Raw genomic sequence first — 16,428 nt, forward strand, 5'->3', positions numbered from 1 at the left:
GACTACTCCACGCTTTTTACAGTTGAGGGATCGGAGTCTTCGCGCCACCGGATGAATTTGGCCGGCACGCCGGCAACGACCGAGAACGGTTCCACATCCGCCACGACAACCGCGCCGGCGCCGACGATCGCGCCCTTGCCGACGGTAACGCCCGGAAGGATGGTGGCATTGGTGCCGATATCGGCCCAGGCGCCGATGCGCACCGGCTTGATTTCGAGATCGGTGCGGATGATCGGCACGTCGATCGGAAGGGCTGTGTGGCTGGAGCCGAGAACCTTGGCCCCCGGGCCCCAGCCGACGCATTCCTCAAGAATGAGGTTGCGGGCGTCGAAATAGGCCTGCGGGCCAATCCACGTATTGTCGCCGATCTTGCAGGTGCCGTCGAAACGACCCTGGATGTAAGCTTGCGCGCCGATGAACACGCCGTTGCCGATTTCAAAGGTTTCGGGGTGCTTGAACCCGGCGCCGCTGCCAACCTGCAGGCCCGAGCCGCAGGAGCGCGTGAAGCTGTTCCAGATCACCTTGCGCATGAAGGCGTCGACGAAGCCGTCGCCATTGGCGAAACGCGCATAGAGTTCCACCAACCCCGCCAGTCCGTATGTCTGGCGCAACTCTTTGGCGAGCTCGGTCTGATAGAGCGGATCCGTAGCGTTTTCCTTCAGGCCGTGTACCGATTGGACAAGCCGGACGAGTGGGGCTGGGTCAGCTGACATAGGCGTCCTGCTCCACCGCGGCCACGACCTCTTCGACCTGGCGCATCGTCAGCTCCGGATAGATCGGCAGCGAGAGCACTTCGCGCGCCGCCGCTTCCGAAACCGGGAAGTCGCCGATCTGGTAGCCGAGATCGGCATGGGCTTCCTGCAGGTGAACCGGTACGGGATAGTGCAATCCGGTATGGATGCCCTCGTCGCGCAACGCCTGCTGCAGATGATCGCGATCAGGGGTGCGAACCGCATAGACGTGGTAGACATGGCGGCGGTCGCTTGCAGCAAGGGGCGCCTGGACACTTCTCGATCCGGCAAGCAGCGCCGAATAGCGCGCGGCGCGCGCGCGGCGGGCCTCGGTCCAGTCTTCGAGATGCCGCAGCTTGATCCTGAGGATCGCGCCCTGGATCTCGTCCATCCGGTAGTTGTAGCCCTTCATCACGTGATGATAGCGCTTCTCCTGGCCCCAATCGCGCAGCATTCGCATTGCCTTGGCCTGCTCGTCGTCATTGGTGACGATGATGCCGCCTTCGCCGCAGGCGCCGAGGTTCTTGCCAGGATAAAAGCTGAAGCTGCCCGAAAGCCCGATGCTGCCTGCGCGCTTGCCCTTGTATTCGGCGCCATGCGCCTGGCAGGCATCTTCGATGATCGGCAGGCCATATTTGTCGGCAATCGCCTGGATGGCATCCATGTCGGCCATCTGGCCATAGAGATGAACCGGGACGATCGCCTTGGTCTTGCGGGTGATCGCCGCTTCCAGCTTCGCCGGGTCCATGGTGAGCGTTACCGGCTCCACATCGACGAAAACCGGCCGTGCGCCGGTGTAGCAGATGGCGGCGGTGGTAGCGACGAAGGTCAGCGATACCGTAACGACCTCATCGTCAGTCCCGACGCCGGCCGCGAGCAGCGACAGGTGCAGAGCGCTGGTGCCGGTGTTGACGGCGATGGCGTGTTTCGTGCCGCAATAGCGCGCGAACTCTTCTTCGAAGCGCGCGACTTCCTCGCCGAGAACATAGTGGCCGGAAGCAAGAACGCGGAGAACCGCGGCGTCGACATCGTCCTTGATCGACGCGTATTGAGCCTTCAGGTCGAGCAACGGGATCATGCTATCAGCCTTGCCTGTTCGAGTTCGATGACACGGCCGCGCTGGGCGAGCGATTGCGTCGCGGCTTCAAGAATGCGCACCACGCGCAGGCCGGCGTGGCCATCGGCGAGCGGCTGCTTGTTGTTGGCGACGCAATCGACGAATTGCTTCAGCTCGCGGCCGAGCGCTTCCGTCATGTCGAGCTGTGGCGCATACATGTCGCCGGTTCGGTAGCCGACGCGCATCTCGTAGACCTTGTCGCCATTCTGCTCGGCATTGCCGTTCAGCGTGATGCCCTTGTCGTAGACCTTGATCTTTTCGCTGGGCTCAAGATCGTCATAGACGATCATCTTGTTGCTGCCGCCGATCAGCGTACGCCGCACCTTCACCGGCGCCAGCCAGTTCACATGGATATGGGCGATCAGCTTGCTTTCGAAAAACAGCGTGAGATAGGCGATATTCTCGGGCTCGCCGGCCACATGCCCCATGCCAGTGGCGGAGACCGCGACCGGCTTTTCCGGCAGCACATAGTCCATGATCGACAGGTCGTGTACCGCCAGATCCCAAACGACGCTGACGTCATGCTGGAAGAGGCCGAGATTGACGCGTACGGAGTCATAATAATAGACGTCGCCGAGGCCGGTCTCGATGATCTCGCGCATCTTGCGGACTGCACCGGTGTGGATGAACGTGTGGTCGACGGCGAGGATCAGGCCCCGGCGGGTCGCTTCTTCCACCATCCGCCGCGCCTCTTCCGAGGTCGAAGCCATCGGCTTTTCGACGAACACGTGCTTGCCGGCCATCATGGCCTGCATAGCAAGCTTGTAATGGGCGAAAACCGGTGTCGCGATCGCGATGGCGTCGACGCGGGGATCGCGAAGGACCTCGTCGAAATCGTCGGTGATCTGGACGGTCGGATAGCGCATCTGCACGGCGCCGAGCCTGTCCTTCTTCAGATCGCAAACCCACAAGAGCTGTGCGCCTGGCGTTTCCGCGAAATTTCGGACCAGATTGGGTCCCCAATAGCCATAACCGACGACGGCGATACCGATCATCGTGCCCTCCCAGATGACAGAATTTCGACTGGAGCGTCCTTGGCGCGGCCAATGACCCGCGCGGGAACGCCTGCTGCAATTGCGTATGCCGGAACATCCTTGGTCACGACCGCGCCGGCGCCGATCTGCGCGCCTTCGCCGATCGTGATGCCGGCGACGATGGTCGCGTTGCTGCCGATCGAGGCGCAGCGCTTGACGAGCGTCGGGACGACCGCCCAATCGGCATCCGACTGAAGCGAGCCATCGAGATTGACGGCACGCGGCTGGAGATCGTTGGTGAACATCACGCCGTGGCCGATGAAGACGCCATCCTCAATCGTCACGCCCTCGCAAACGAAAGAGTGGCTGGAGATCTTGCAGTTCTCACCGATCAGCGCGCCCTTCTGAATCTCGACGAAGGTGCCGACCCGAGAGCCCGAGCCGATCGAACAGCCATAGAGATTTACAAGATCCGGGTGATGGATCACGACGCCTTCACCCAGTTTTACGCTCGAAGCGATCATGCTGTGGAGCCCCTGTTTCCGTGTCGCCGCTGCCAGGAAATCGATCTTTGCCGCGACGTACTCTTTACTCACTGTGATCTAAGGACTGAGCCTGTATTTCATGGCAAGAAGACCGGTTTTTGCCTTGGGCGTAAAGGAAACAAAAATAGGTATTTTCTGCTTCGAAAGGCGTATATTGAAGTGTTAATCAAAATAGATTCAATATTAATCGCAGTAATTCCGTGATTATTACGACGGGATCGGGTAATGCTCCGAGACTAGGGTTTGCGTGCAGGGCGTTGCGGGCTTTTTGTCGCCGGTACGTGCAAAGAGGGAAGGGCGTTAGGCGTGATAAGCAGGATCGGCATGCAGGCCTTGCGGCGCTTGGCAGCGGCGCGTCGGGCGCGGCTCAACCGAATGCGCGTTTCGACCGGTCTGCAACCGTCGAAAAACCCAACCATCTATTTCCTCACGCCTGATTATCGCGAGGCAGCAGGCGGCCTGCGGGTGATCTATCGCCATGTCGACATTTTGAACGCGGCGGGGATCGATGCAGCCGTGCTGCATCAGCGCCGCGGTTTTCGCTGTTCGTGGTTCGAGAACGACACCCGCATCGCAAACGTCGCGGACACGACCGTCCTTAAGGGCGACCTGCTGGTGATCCCGGAAGTTTGCGTCAGCGTACTGGACAACGTCCCACCCGGCATCGCGCGGGTTATCTTCAACCAGAACAGCCATCTGACCTGGCGCGGCACGGATCTCTCGGTTGCACGCCACTATCGACCGAGCGCCGATCTGAAAGCCGTGGTCACTGTCTCCGAGCATGATAGGGAGGCGCTGAGCTACACATTTGGGCAAGGCAGCGTGCGGCGTGTGCACGTCAGCATCGACGACCGCCTGTTCCATGTGCCGGAGGGGCCGCGCGACAACCGCATCGCCTACATGCCGCGCAGAATGGCGCAGGATGCACACAGGGTCCTGCAGATTCTGAAGGAGCGCGGCGTGCTGGATGGGTGGACGGTCGTTCCCTTGCATAATCTGACGCAGAGCGAGGTTGCCGCGCAGCTACGCACCACCAAGATCTATCTCGCCTTCACGCACCAGGAGGGCTTCGGGTTGCCGCCAGCCGAGGCAATGGCCTGCGGCAACTACGTGATCGGCCAGCACGGCTTCGGCGGCCGCGAATTCTTCCGTCCGGAATTCAGCAAGCCGGTGGAGGCCGCAGACGTGTTCGGCTTCGCGAGGGCGTTGGAAGACGCCATGCAGGCCGAACGCGCAGAGCCCGGCTGGTGTCAGGCCAAGGGCCAGGCAGCAAGCGGGTATATACTTGGTGAATATTCGGTCGCGCGGGAGCGGGACGACGTTGTGGCGATGTATGGCGAGTTCGCTGGATTAGTATGACGAAGCGGCATCGAGCCTCTCTCGCCTTGCAGGTGAAGCGATCCGGCGTCCGCTGGCTTGCAGGGCGTCAACGATGCGCCCGGCAACGTCCTGCCACCTGGAGCTAGCTGAACGTTCCAACGCCTTTGCGCCCATTGAGCGTGCCAACTGACCATCAGACAATGCCAACATTGCTTGAAACAACGCGTCGTGGTCGTAGGGGTTCACACTGATCGCGGCGTCGCCAAGCAGTTGCCCTGCGCCGCCGCACGTTGTGGCGATAACGGGAAGGCCGGCGGAGGCGGCCTCCAGATAAGCGATCGGTGAGGGGTCGAACAGGCTCGGGAGAACGAAGGCCGTCGCTTTAGCAAAGAGCCTGTTCAGGCATTCTTGGCTTTCGGGGTTTTCTCGAGCCAGAAAGCCATATCCGCGGACGCCGGGTTGGTCTAGGGCGGGGTGCATTCCCACAATGGAAAGCGTTGCAGTGGGAACTTGCTCGCGTACTCGCGCGAAGGCAGCGAGGACAGCATCGCCGTTCTTGCGTTTCCAATCGACGCCGACAAACAAAAAGCTAGGTCTATCGAAATCTCGATCGGCGCGGACATGCGATCTGGGCTTATGACCCATGCCCACGGCGCGTACTCTGTCTTCCGCCAAGCCAAAATCATCGATGACTGATCTCTTGGCCCATTCCGTGCTCACGCAAGCCACGTCCGCGCGACGGCAGGCGACCTTTTGGAGCTCGACCCATTCGTTGACCTCTTCATCAGGCAGCTTCAGTGCGCTGATATCTGAGTCCGGATAACGCAAGAAAAGCGCGAAGGTGCCATCGTCATAGGTGGCGATCGGAACGGTGCATTGTTTCGCTGCCAGTTCCAGATCATAGACGTCGGTGCCCATGGCAATCACGCCGTCAAGGGGAAGCGACTTGGCGAGCGCCTTTGCGATCTGGTTTGAGCGGGCGCGTACATAGCCGGGTGAACGATCGAATGTCATGTAGCCCAAGTGCGGCAGCCGGGCGCGGACACCGCGCGGGATACGTCGCCAGACAGGCAAGACGCAGGGAACGGGTACCACTTCTATGCCTAGTGCTTGCAGCCCCCCACATAGTCCGTTGGGTGTTCCAGACCAGTTCTGCGGGGACGTCGGATCATTGCTTGGATATATTATGCCTATACGCATTTAACAAAAATACCTTCTGACAAGCGAGCATCCAAAGTGCCTATCTTCAAATTATACTATATTGATGTAATAAGAAATGGATTTATTGAGATCTGACTAATCTTATCTGGGTGAGGCGATGAGAAGTACAGTTGACGTTGTAATTCCCTGTTATAATTACGGGAAATTCCTCTCCGAATGCGTGGAAAGTGTATTGTCTCAGGATGGTGTGGATGTGCGAATCCTCATAATAGACGATTGCTCGCCTGACAATACACAGGAAATCGGATCGGATCTGGCGTTTCGAAACGAGCAAGTCGAGTTTCGTCGGCATGTAAATAATAAAGGGCATATAGATACTTACAATGAGGGTATCGAGTGGGCCTGTTCTGACTTCTTTCTCCTCTTGTCGGCAGATGATTATTTGCTCCCGGGGGCTCTTTATCATGCAACAAAGGTTATGAGCGAGCACGCTGATATCAGTTTCGTGTTCGGGAACGCGGTTGTTCTTTCGGATGATGGCAGCCAGATCAACAGTGAGCCGTTTGGCGGCTCTGCGACAGCGCCGCCGTTGCTCTTACGCTGCGATGAATTTGTCCAGGCGTTGAAGGGACGAAACATCGTTCCCACGCCAACTGCCGTTGTCAGGACGAGCGCGCAAAAGCGCGCGGGAGGATATCGCAAAGACTTGCCTCACTCCGGCGACCTCGCAATGTGGCTCCTGTTGGCAGCGCAGGGGCCAGTGGGCTTTGTGAACGAGCCGCAGGCGGTCTACAGAGTTCACGCTCAGAATATGTCCCGCGCCTACTCATCTGTCTGGCTGCCGGACATCGAGCAACGGTTGGCTGCGTTCGAGCATTTCCTGAACTTGAGCGGCAGTCAGTTGCCGAATGTGGAGGCGACACGTGGTGTGCTCACGAGAGCTCTTGCAAGGGAGGCATTGTCGCACGCTTGCAGCGCCTTCAATGAAGGAGACACGAATATTTCGCTCGCCTTGGAAAAGCTCGCTCGCAAACTGGATTCCAATATCCGGCTGAGTCCGGCATGGTTGCGCCTTGCCGTCAGACGGGCGCTCGGACAGAAAGCTTGGCGCATGGCTCGCGCACTCAAGGCGGCAGCGTATCGGCCGCATCACCGGGGTCACGGAAATTCGGCATAGGTGAACAACGGCTCTCCAGTTTGAGGATGGATAGCGGTCAGTAACGCACCCGTTCGCACACACACACGTGATATCAAACTTGTCGCCCCGATGGTTCCTCAGGGCGCGCGCCGCGTCGGCCTTGCTTGGGTTGCAACAACTGCACCTTACGCCACAAACGCAGCAGTACTATTTATGCATGCTGATCACGAAAGCCGGACTGGGCCGCTTTCTGCGGCGTGGCCGTCGGCATCATCAATTTTGGTAGCCTGCGCAAGGCTGGTTCTAGAGGTATTGTTGCCTATCAATTTCAGAATTATTACTGATTTGTATTTTATATTCGATTAAGTTATTACTTTCTTGTTCTTGTTCTTGTTCTTGTTCTTGTTCTTGTTCTTGTTCTTGTTCTTGTTCTTGTTCTTGTTCTTGTTTTCGTGTGGTTCGGCCGCGAGTGACAGTATGTTGGAGAAGGGTATGCATCGCTCGCTCACCGCCTGCCAGAATGCATTCTGACTGATACACGTCGTGCCATTCCGGTCGGCGGCCGAATGGGCCTGCCTGCGCCATATCGAATTTTCCGCTGTTTTGGTCCGACACTCAATGCGACCGAGACATTTTCTGCGACCGGTGCGACTTACGACCTCGCCCGCGCGACCTGAGAGAAAAATGAGGCACTAGATGAATGAGACAAGGCGACGTGACGTTCTAAAGGCAATGGCTTCGCTGCCGCTGGCAAACCTCGGCTTGTGGATGGGAGGCATGAACGCCGTCCATGCAGCAGAGCGCTCTCTGCTTCCCGGGCCGAGCTTCTTTGTGCGCGGAGCTTACCAGCAGCCGGTTGAAAAGATGGCGCACTGGAAAGCTCTCGGAGTGAACACCATCTTCACGATGAACGGTGGCGCTGACCGCACAGAATGGACGAAAGAGGCGGTAAAGTATGGACTTTATATGGTCCGAGAGCCAGCCGGCGTCGATGGTGATTACGTTCTCACAGACCCCGCGGCATTCAAAGAAGACATTGCCAACCCTTATTTTTTGGCTATTGCCATGGTCGATGAGCCGTCCAATTTGAAAGAGGGCGGCCAAGGGATCACTTATGAGGGTGTCTCGGTTACGCCCGCTCAAGTTGACACCGTTGCGCGGGTCTTGTCCCGTGGCGGGAAACCCTTGTGGATAAATCATGTCGGAAACCACGTCATCAACGTCTATCTAGAAAAGATCATGTCCGACTACGCCGATAGTCCATACATCGATTGGCTGGGACACGACTCTTATCCGATCGCCACCGGAAACGATCTTGTCATCGATATCGATGACTATGCTTCAACACAGCAGGGCCACGCGATTGACCGGCTGTCACGGTGGAGCGGTGGCCGTCCGCAGTTTTCGTTCATAGCACTGACAAAATACGATGCGTCGTCGCCGGGAAGGAATACAACGCCGGCAGAATTCCGGGCGCAGGCGTGGTCCTCCATCATTCACGGCGCCGTCGGGATCATCTATTTTCCGTTCATGTTCTCCCCGGAATTTTCATACGATGCGACGCCGGAGGACCTGCAGAAGGAGCTGCTGACGTTTCACTCGGAAATCGATGAGATTGAAGACATTCTTGTCGACAAGGTGAAGGGCGGCAGGCGGCCCTACACGCTGCTCAAGTCTGTCCGGACGACGGAAAAACAGCCGGACGGCGCGCTTCCTTTTCCATTTGAAGCATCGATGATACCGACTAACTCTGGCGAATACAAGATTATCCAGAACCTGTCGCCGGAACCGGCTGAGCTCACTTACGAAGCATGGGGGCTGGATAAGGTCAATTTCCAGCCATACGAATGCAAACGAGGCTATGCGGTAACGGATCTAACCAAGAGCTGACTGGTTATCGCCTGTTCCGATTGATCTGCCTAGTCACCGTCTGGAAACGCGCATCAACCGCTTCGTTGCCGGCGCCGACACCGTCATCTTATCCCTGTGGCGGAGCGATCCGTTTACTGGCGTTGGTGACGACGGGTGAAGAGTTCTTTGGCGAACAATTGCAACAGTGGACCGACGGCGAAGACATATCGCCGCCACAGCCGTCTGGGATCCGATGCCAGCCGATGCGCCCACTCCAGCCCCAACTGGCGCATCCATATCGGCGCACGCTCCTTGGCCCCGAGAAGAAACTCCAGCGATGCGCCGATACACAGACCCACGCCGCATGCCTCCGGCCGTTGGGCAAGCGCATAGGCAATCTTTTCTGACTGCGGCGATCCGATTGCGATGAAGACAAAGCGTGCGGGCTCCGCAGCCACGAAATCCACGCAGGCCTGCAAGCCGGCAGGGTCTTTCAGGACATTTGGAGGAGGAACGAAGCTTCGGAAACGGACACCGGGAAACATTGTTTCCATCTGCTCCGAGACTATCGAATTGGCTGCGATCAGGGTAATGCGATCGCCCGGCCGGATTACTGTTTTGAAGATACGTGCAGTCAAGTCCGATCCCGTGACGAGCGGCAAGTCGAGCGCCACGGCGTGCGATAGCGTCGAGATCGGCTTGCTGTCGCAGAGGGACATCCAGGCATCGTCATAATAAGGCGCAAGCAACCGATTGCCGTTTAGGCGGACGACATGATCGACATTCGGCGTCACGATATACCGAAAGCGGTCCTGAGATTCAGTGTTCCTCACGAGATCGACAGCCGCATCCTGCGCAATCGTATCGAATGGTGCGCCGAGAAAATAATGGCGTGTCCTGCTTGTCGGCGGGGCAGCCCGCGGAGAATGAACTTCCAGTAGCGGCATCTGTCCCTCCCTTGTGCGCAGGCAAGCGTCGGTGCAGCGCGACACAGCAAAAAACTTCTCTTCTATCTCCAAGATAATTTATCGGCGAATTCGAGCAATTGGCCGAGCTTCAGCAATTGGATGTAATTATTTCTGCGTGATATAACCCGGCTCATCACAAGGAATTACCGTAGAGCGATGTGATAACCGTTCATACCTGTGGTATTAATTTTAAATTGCGTCCAAACGGAGAGGCAATACTTTTGCTATACATGATAGCGCTTTTGTCACTCGCGGTGGCCGGCATTGCCTGTTTGGCGCTTGTGGCCATCTTCGCAATCGAGTGTGTCGCCGGCGCCTGGCCTTCCAGCCGGCGCCCCGAACGACCGCTTTCCATTCGGCCCGCGATTGCCGTTCTGATACCGGCCCACAACGAAGCGCTTGGGATTGCCGCGACGCTGAGAAGCATCGGCGACCAGATCCGCGGCGGCGACCGGATCGTCGTGGTGGCTGACAATTGCGATGACGAGACGGCGGCGATTGCGCGCAGTTTCGGAGCTGAGGTGGTGGAGCGGCGCGATTCCGTCAACCGCGGCAAGGGCCACGCGCTGGCTGCCGGCGTTGCGCATCTGCGGCAGGCGCCGCCGGCGATCGTCGTCTTCATCGACGCGGACTGCCTGATTGCAAACGGTACGCTGGATGCGCTGGCCGCCGATGTCATGGCATTCGAACGCCCGGTGCAAGCGCGGAACCTGCAGGTGGCACAGCCGGGCGCCAGCATAGGCCTGGCTATCAGCGAATTCGCCTTCCGCATCAAGAATCATGTCCGACCACTAGGAATGAGCAGGCTTGGCCTGCCATGTCTGATGACCGGGACCGGCATGGCGCTGCCATGGAACCTAGTGGAACAGGCGAATCTTGCGACCGGGCATCTCGTGGAAGATATGAAGTTTGCGCTCGAGTTGGCGCAGAAGGGCGCGCCACCGCGTTTTTGCGAGCGGGCCCTGGTGACAAGTCTTTTCCCTACATCCACGGAAGCCGTGGAAACGCAGCGGCGACGCTGGGAAGGGGGGCATCTGGCAATGATGCGTTTTGCAGTCGGCGCGCTTTCCCGTCCGAGCGCATGGCGCAGCGCGGCCTACTGCTCCCTCCTTCTTGACGTGCTCGTACCGCCGCTGACGCTGCTTGCCGCCGCCGTTGCCTTCATGACATTGGTCGCGGCATGCGCGGCTCTCTTGGGCATCGGCTTGCTGCCGCTGGCAATCGCGGTGGCGGCTGCTTTGCTTTTTCTGTTGGCAATCGGCCTTAGCTGGGCGGCATTCGCGACCGAACTTCTGCCGCCGAGGCAGCTCATCAGGCTCCCGGCTTATGCCATAGCGAAGCTATACAAGTATCCCCGGATGCTGCTCTCATCCGGCCGTCACGAATGGGTGAGGACCGATCGCTCGCGCCCGCAATGAAGACGGATACCGTCCGAACAGGTCCCGGCGCTTGATTCACGGCACAAGCATTGCGGAAGAAGTGCTCTGCCGCCGGGTCGACTATTCTGGAACGCCACGTGTCGCCTCAGGCGAACGGAATTCGTACCATCCGATCTTGCCCTTCGAACCTTCGCTACAGACGTGACATTGGACTTCTGACGCCTTGGCAAGCCGGCTGCAACGCCTTTCGCGCTGGCGCCATGGCGGCTGCCAATTGACATCACATGCGCGGGATACTCGCTGGCGAACGAACTGAAGCGAATCCAACGCTTTGCGTTTGGGGCCCAGACACCGCTCTCGATTGTCGTCGTGATCCGTCTGGTTCTCCAGCTTGCCACTGATTTCCTGCACGTAGGACAGCGTGCGCCTAGACATGGAGTGGCTCGCCTGCATCCAGCACGGTTGCCCCAGGCTGGTCTCGTTCCACCGCCTTGGTCGAGCAGGAAAGACGATTGCGAAGCCAGGGCGAAACCATAGGAACGAATGGTCGGCGATCAGCCCGTCTCATCCGTCAGTTCCTGAGCAGCATGAAATCGGTACCTTTCAGCAGCGGCCGTAAGGAACTCGAGAAGGCTGCGCGGTGTGACGGATTGCGCCAGCAACGTAGCGCTTCGCCGGTGGCAACGGCGGCGCGGAACACCAATGTTGCTAGAGTGCCGTGGTGCAGGGCATAATAACGGATACGATTGGCGGTCTGAAGCGCGAAAAGCTTGGGATTTCGACCGCTGCCTCCACCGGCGTGCATCACCTTGGCGCGCGGCTCGTAAAGAACACCGAACCTGGCCTCCCGCACGCGCCGGAGAAAATCGACTTCCTCGCTATACAGGAAGAAAGACTCATCCCATTGACCGACTGCCTTGCGGGCCTTCGCCGATACGAGGAGTGCCGAACCCGTTGCCCAGTCGACCAGACCGGACCTATCATAGGAACTGGCTTTGGTTATCGTCTCCCCCAGACCGAGCCGTCCCGCGATACCACCACCCAAAAGCGCGTCCGCCCAAGCCGTCATCATCGACGGTTCCCGCCTTAGGCTTGGATCGACATGCCCCTCTTCGCTATAGTTCGTGGGCACAACGACACCCACGGAGGGGTCGGAAAGTCCCTCGAGCAGCGGCATTGCCGCGCCGGGGTAGAGACGCAAATCCGGATTGAGGACGAGAATGGCGCGATCGTCGTCCACGGTCGCGACGGCGGCGTTGATTGCAGCAGCATAACCCGCATTGCGCCCCATGCGGATCACTCTCGGGCCGGCGGGATGTGCTTCAGCCAACTCTGCCGATCCGTCATGAGAGGCGTTGTCCGCGATCACGATCTCAAAATCGTCCACCCCTTCCAAGCCGGAGGGGATCGAATCGAGAAGCGGAAGCAGAGCGTCGGCACTGTTGTACGTCACGATCACCACAGCCAAACTCGTCTGGCCGTCTTGCCGATGTCGTTGTGCTTTGCCTGACATGTTTCGTCCTCACCCCATCTATTGTCCTGTACCGACGTCTGCTCGTATCCCCGACCATCCGGCGATCCCGTCGTCACATTCGGTGCCCGTTTTTATTTAGTCATCACGCGCTGCTGGAAGGTAGCTAAACAAAAGTACAATTTGGGCGTATGGCTGATGCGCGGTTCACCGATCCGCTCACCTCAGGGCTCCCGGATCGCCGTATCCAAGCCCTTCAGCAGCGGATACAGGAAATACGAAATCACCGTCCGCTGTCCGACCATGATCTCCGCCGTAACCGCCATGCCGGGAAGAAGCCGCACAGGATTTTTGTCGGTGCCGAGGCTCTTGTCGGCCAGGAGAACGCGGGCCTTGAAGAATGGCTGGTTGGACTGGGTGGCGACGGCGTCCTGCTGTGTCGGGGTGAAGGTATCGCGGCTGATCGTTCGGACGGTGCCTGATGCCGTTCCGTATTTCTGGAACGGATAGGCGTCGAACTTGATGCGTGCCTTCGTGTCCGTCTCGATGCGGCCGATGTCGCGCGAATTGACGGAGACCTCGGCTTCGAGCGGCACGTTCAGCGGAACCAGAGTCACGATCGGCTCTGCTTCCTTGACCACGGAGCCGACGGAGCGCTGGGCGAGATCGAGCACCACGGCATCGGCGGGCGCGGTCAGGACGACCATGTTGCGGCGCAGTTCCATCTTCTTCAACTCTTCGCCGGCGGTGTCGCGCTGGCTTCTCAAATCGACAAGTTGCTCCATCGACGCGCGGCGAAAGTCCTCGATGAAGGCCTGGCGATCGGCTTCGAGCTTCGCATAGGCATGCTCGGCTTCATCGGCGCGACCCTTGACCATCGAAAGGCTTGCCTCCACATCGAGCCGGGCGTCGCGGGAGGCGAGCAGCGTGATCAGCGATCCGCTTTCACGGTCATAGAGACGCTCGCGGGTGGCTTCGATCCGCGAAAGGTTCTCGCGGCGGTCGACCAAAACGGCCTGTTGCGCCTTGCTGGCGGCGATCGTCGAGGCCTGGCCTGCGAGCTGCTGCTGGAAGTTCTGGAGCTGCGCCATGTAGAATGCGCGGCGCTGCCCGAAGAGCTGTGCCTGCAAGATCTCGTTTTGCGTGGCGCCGGCGATGGACGAGTAATCGACGCCCGAGAGTTCGGCTTCGATGCGCTTCACCTGTGCGTCGAGTGCGGCGAATTTCGCGGTCAATTGATCCACGTCCGCCTGGCTGAAGGTCGCGTCGAGCGTTGCCAGCGTTTGACCGGTATGCACGAGATCGCCGGCCTTCACGTTGATGGTTCTGACGATCGAGGTTTCGAGCGGCTGGACGACGATCGTCGGCTGTGTTGTCACGAGCTTTCCGGGCGCGATCACCACTTCGTCGATCGACGACACGGAGGCCCATACGATCGCCGAGACGATCAGCGCGGTGACGCAGTAGAGCGTCATGCGTGCGACACGTGGCGGGGCTCGTTCCTCGAGCTCGACGGCATCCGATTGGAACTCGGATATGACGGGAGAGAAGGCGCCGCGCGACGCCAGCTGATTGTCGTGCGGTCCCACAGGAACCGGAAGGTTTGGCTTTCCAGCGTGCGCGTTCATGCTACCTGCCTCATCTGTTGCGACCAAAGATGGCGATAGGTCATGCAGCGCGTGACCAGTTGATCGTGGCGGCCGATATCGGCGATCTTGCCGCGTTCGACCACGAGAATGGCATCGGCGTCGACAAGCGTGGAGAGACGGTGCGAGACGATGATCACCGTCCGGCCGGCCGCGATCTGGCTCAAGTTTTGCCGGATGATCGCCTCGCTATCCGGGTCGAGCGCGCTGGTCGCCTCGTCGAAGATCAGCAGCTTGGGATCGGTGATCAGGGCACGGGCGATCGCCAGCCGTTGCTTCTGTCCGCCGGAAAGGTTGGATGCATTCTCTTCGAGTATGGTCTCGAAGCCGCGCGGCAGGCGCTCGATGAATTCCTCGGCGCCGGCAATGCGCGCGACTTCGACGATCTCCTCAATGCTGGCATCCGGCTTTGCGGCGGCGATGTTCTCGCGCACGGTGCCCTTGAACAGGAAGTTGTCCTGCAGCACGACGCCGATGCTGGTTCTCAGATGCACGAGGTCAATCTCGCGGCTGTCATAGCCGTCGACGCGCACCAGGCCTTGCTGGCTCTGGTAGAGGCCCTGGATCAGCCGGGTGATCGTCGTCTTTCCGGAGCCGCTCTTGCCGACAACGCCGAAGACCGATCCTTCCGGAATGCTGAAGGTGACATCGTCGAGCGCCGGCGCGCCATCGGGCGCATAGCGGAAGGTGACCTTGTCGAAATCGATGCGGCCACGAAGCTGCGGACGAATACCGCGGCCGCGGCCGAACTGTTCCGGACGCTGGTTCATGATCTCGCCGAGCATGCGAACGGAGAGCGCGACTTCCTGGTACTCGTGCACCATGGTGACGATCTGCACCAGCGGCCCTGAGACGCGGCCTGCCAGCATGTTGAAGGCAACGAGCGCACCGACTGTCATCGAGCCGTTGAAGACGTCGAGCGCGCCGAGACCGATGATTGCCACGCCCATCAGCTTTTCCAGAAGACCTGTCAGCGACTGAGCGACCGTCGAGATCTTGTCGACGCGGAAGCGCACCGAGATCGCCTGGGCGGAGTGGTCGTCCCACACCTTGCGCTGGCGCGGCTCAAGCGCGAGCGACTTGACGGTGCGCATGCCGTGCACGGTTTCCACCAGGAGCGCCTGCCGGTCTCCTTCGGCCTTGTAAAGCGCCTGCAGGCGCCGCTGGAACGGGCCGACGAGCAGCATCACCACGAGACCCACGAGAGCAGCAAAGCCGAGCACGACGAAGGTGAGCTTGACGCTGTAAAGAAGCAGGATCGGGATGAATACCAACAGCGACAGCCCGTCGAGAAGCGTCAGGAACAGGCGGCCGGTGAGGAATTCACGGATGCGCCCGGTCTGCTGCATATGCTTGACGATGACGCCGGCGGAGGCCTGCTCGAAAAGCGCGATCGGAAGATTGAGCAGGTGCCCGAAGGTGCGGGTGGCGATGCGGATGTCGATCCGGTTCGTCGCATAGAGCAGCAGATAGCGTCTGAGGAAACTGAAAGTCGCGTCGAAGATCAGGGCGACGGCGATGCCGATCGTCAGCACGGTCAGCGTGGCATAGCTTTGGTGGACCAGTACCTTGTCGATGACCAGCTGAAAGAACATCGGCGTCGTCAGCCCGAGGCCGTAGAGCACGAAAGCGGCGAGCGCGACATCACGGAAGAAACTGCGCTGCTTGATCACCTCTGGAATGAACCAGCGGAAGCCGAACGGCTGGTCATCATCGCTCATGCGATGACTGCGCTTCATCAGCACGACGGAGCCGCGCCACGATTTGGTGAACTGCTCTTCGCTGAGCAGTATGAATTCCGGCCGGGTCGCCAGAGGATCGAGCACGCGAACCTGCTTTTCGTCGCCATCGACCGCGCCGGCCACCACGACCCAGTTGCCGTTCTCAAGTTCGGCAAGAATGGGGTAGGCGTTGCCGAGTTCGAAGAGCGATGACCAGGTTAGCGTTAGGTGCTTGGCCTTCAGCCCGGAGTCCTTTGCCATGCGCAGAAGCTGACGCACGGCGACAGGTTCCTCTCCTACGGCGTAGTCATGCTGTAGACGCTCAGGCGAGAGATCGACGCCGTGGTGACGCGCGACGAGAGCGAGACAGTGGAGATTGGTGTGCAAAAACATACGCGTGGCCCAC

General features: G+C 59.4%; 14 protein-coding genes. 4 read left to right on the forward strand and 10 right to left on the reverse strand.

What is annotated here, in order from left to right; genetic code table 11:
- Positions 1–2: 2 nt before the first annotated feature.
- The 4 genes from ACIQUB_RS12785 to ACIQUB_RS12800 are packed head-to-tail and all read right to left on the reverse strand — an operon-like array spanning position 3 to position 3,346.
- Positions 3–713: an acyltransferase gene (locus tag ACIQUB_RS12785; RefSeq protein WP_402929939.1), complete on the reverse strand. Its 711-nt coding sequence runs from the start codon at positions 711–713 to the stop codon at positions 3–5.
- On the reverse strand, positions 703–1,809 hold the full coding sequence (locus tag ACIQUB_RS12790) for a DegT/DnrJ/EryC1/StrS family aminotransferase (RefSeq protein WP_402929940.1): 1,107 nt from the start codon (positions 1,807–1,809) through the stop codon (positions 703–705). The genes ACIQUB_RS12785 and ACIQUB_RS12790 overlap by 11 nt, the downstream gene beginning before the upstream one ends.
- The gene (locus ACIQUB_RS12795; protein WP_402929942.1) at positions 1,806–2,843 is read right to left on the reverse strand and encodes a Gfo/Idh/MocA family protein; all 1,038 of its coding nucleotides are present in this window, start codon (positions 2,841–2,843) and stop codon (positions 1,806–1,808) included. The genes ACIQUB_RS12790 and ACIQUB_RS12795 overlap by 4 nt, the downstream gene beginning before the upstream one ends.
- Positions 2,840–3,346, reverse strand: coding sequence for an acyltransferase (locus tag ACIQUB_RS12800; protein WP_402929944.1), 507 nt, complete (start codon positions 3,344–3,346; stop codon positions 2,840–2,842). The genes ACIQUB_RS12795 and ACIQUB_RS12800 overlap by 4 nt, the downstream gene beginning before the upstream one ends.
- Positions 3,347–3,673: 327 nt before the next feature.
- Between ACIQUB_RS12800 and ACIQUB_RS12805 the strand changes: the two genes are divergently transcribed.
- A complete protein-coding gene (locus ACIQUB_RS12805; RefSeq protein ID WP_402929946.1) occupies positions 3,674–4,726 on the forward strand; it encodes a glycosyltransferase in 1,053 nt (350 codons plus the stop codon).
- On the opposite strand, the gene ACIQUB_RS12810 is transcribed toward ACIQUB_RS12805, so the two are convergent.
- Positions 4,718–5,701 carry a glycosyltransferase family 4 protein gene (locus ACIQUB_RS12810; protein ID WP_402930293.1) on the reverse strand — a complete coding sequence of 328 codons (984 nt, stop codon included), beginning with the start codon at positions 5,699–5,701 and terminating at the stop codon, positions 4,718–4,720. The genes ACIQUB_RS12805 and ACIQUB_RS12810 overlap by 9 nt on opposite strands.
- A gap of 304 nt (positions 5,702–6,005) precedes the next feature.
- Here ACIQUB_RS12810 and ACIQUB_RS12815 point away from each other — a divergent pair, with 304 nt between their 5' ends.
- The gene (locus ACIQUB_RS12815; protein ID WP_402929948.1) at positions 6,006–7,025 is read left to right on the forward strand and encodes a glycosyltransferase; all 1,020 of its coding nucleotides are present in this window, start codon (positions 6,006–6,008) and stop codon (positions 7,023–7,025) included.
- A 264-nt stretch (positions 7,026–7,289) separates the two neighbouring features.
- Here the strand turns inward: ACIQUB_RS12815 and ACIQUB_RS12820 are convergent, their stop codons facing one another.
- Positions 7,290–7,571, reverse strand: coding sequence for a hypothetical protein (locus ACIQUB_RS12820; protein WP_402929950.1), 282 nt, complete (start codon positions 7,569–7,571; stop codon positions 7,290–7,292).
- 111 nt (positions 7,572–7,682) lie between these two features.
- Here ACIQUB_RS12820 and ACIQUB_RS12825 point away from each other — a divergent pair, with 111 nt between their 5' ends.
- Positions 7,683–8,876 carry a hypothetical protein gene (locus ACIQUB_RS12825; RefSeq protein ID WP_402929952.1) on the forward strand — a complete coding sequence of 398 codons (1,194 nt, stop codon included), beginning with the start codon at positions 7,683–7,685 and terminating at the stop codon, positions 8,874–8,876.
- A gap of 113 nt (positions 8,877–8,989) precedes the next feature.
- Here the strand turns inward: ACIQUB_RS12825 and ACIQUB_RS12830 are convergent, their stop codons facing one another.
- Positions 8,990–9,784, reverse strand: coding sequence for a WecB/TagA/CpsF family glycosyltransferase (locus ACIQUB_RS12830; protein WP_402929954.1), 795 nt, complete (start codon positions 9,782–9,784; stop codon positions 8,990–8,992).
- Positions 9,785–9,963: 179 nt separating this feature from the next.
- Between ACIQUB_RS12830 and ACIQUB_RS12835 the strand changes: the two genes are divergently transcribed.
- A complete protein-coding gene (locus ACIQUB_RS12835) occupies positions 9,964–11,223 on the forward strand; it encodes a glycosyltransferase family 2 protein (protein WP_402929956.1) in 1,260 nt (419 codons plus the stop codon).
- 532 nt (positions 11,224–11,755) lie between these two features.
- Here ACIQUB_RS12835 and ACIQUB_RS12840 read toward each other — a convergent pair.
- The 3 genes from ACIQUB_RS12840 to ACIQUB_RS12850 form a co-directional block, all read right to left on the reverse strand.
- The gene (locus ACIQUB_RS12840) at positions 11,756–12,697 is read right to left on the reverse strand and encodes a glycosyltransferase (protein WP_402929958.1); all 942 of its coding nucleotides are present in this window, start codon (positions 12,695–12,697) and stop codon (positions 11,756–11,758) included.
- 182 nt (positions 12,698–12,879) lie between these two features.
- Positions 12,880–14,283, reverse strand: coding sequence for an HlyD family type I secretion periplasmic adaptor subunit (locus ACIQUB_RS12845; protein ID WP_402929960.1), 1,404 nt, complete (start codon positions 14,281–14,283; stop codon positions 12,880–12,882).
- The gene (locus tag ACIQUB_RS12850; RefSeq protein WP_402929962.1) at positions 14,280–16,415 is read right to left on the reverse strand and encodes a peptidase domain-containing ABC transporter; all 2,136 of its coding nucleotides are present in this window, start codon (positions 16,413–16,415) and stop codon (positions 14,280–14,282) included. The genes ACIQUB_RS12845 and ACIQUB_RS12850 overlap by 4 nt, the downstream gene beginning before the upstream one ends.
- Positions 16,416–16,428: the final 13 nt, after the last annotated feature.

This window comes from Rhizobium sp. NPDC090275 (genome assembly GCF_044772225.1).
Classification (GTDB): domain Bacteria; phylum Pseudomonadota; class Alphaproteobacteria; order Rhizobiales; family Rhizobiaceae; genus Rhizobium.

Bases quoted from the DNA above. Each gene is read 5' to 3' on its own strand.
- ACIQUB_RS12820 (WP_402929950.1), bottom strand. From the start codon at position 7,571: ATGGCGCAGGCAGGCCCATTCGGCCGCCGACCGGAATGGCACGACGTG.
- ACIQUB_RS12845 (WP_402929960.1), bottom strand. From the start codon at position 14,283: ATGAACGCGCACGCTGGAAAGCCAAACCTTCCGGTTCCTGTGGGACCG.
- ACIQUB_RS12840 (WP_402929958.1), bottom strand. From the start codon at position 12,697: ATGTCAGGCAAAGCACAACGACATCGGCAAGACGGCCAGACGAGTTTG.
- ACIQUB_RS12790 (WP_402929940.1), bottom strand. From the start codon at position 1,809: ATGATCCCGTTGCTCGACCTGAAGGCTCAATACGCGTCGATCAAGGAC.
- ACIQUB_RS12795 (WP_402929942.1), bottom strand. From the start codon at position 2,843: ATGATCGGTATCGCCGTCGTCGGTTATGGCTATTGGGGACCCAATCTG.
- ACIQUB_RS12815 (WP_402929948.1), top strand. From the start codon at position 6,006: ATGAGAAGTACAGTTGACGTTGTAATTCCCTGTTATAATTACGGGAAA.
- ACIQUB_RS12785 (WP_402929939.1), bottom strand. From the start codon at position 713: ATGTCAGCTGACCCAGCCCCACTCGTCCGGCTTGTCCAATCGGTACAC.
- ACIQUB_RS12850 (WP_402929962.1), bottom strand. From the start codon at position 16,415: ATGTTTTTGCACACCAATCTCCACTGTCTCGCTCTCGTCGCGCGTCAC.
- ACIQUB_RS12825 (WP_402929952.1), top strand. From the start codon at position 7,683: ATGAATGAGACAAGGCGACGTGACGTTCTAAAGGCAATGGCTTCGCTG.
- ACIQUB_RS12800 (WP_402929944.1), bottom strand. From the start codon at position 3,346: ATGATCGCTTCGAGCGTAAAACTGGGTGAAGGCGTCGTGATCCATCAC.
- ACIQUB_RS12810 (WP_402930293.1), bottom strand. From the start codon at position 5,701: ATGACATTCGATCGTTCACCCGGCTATGTACGCGCCCGCTCAAACCAG.
- ACIQUB_RS12830 (WP_402929954.1), bottom strand. From the start codon at position 9,784: ATGCCGCTACTGGAAGTTCATTCTCCGCGGGCTGCCCCGCCGACAAGC.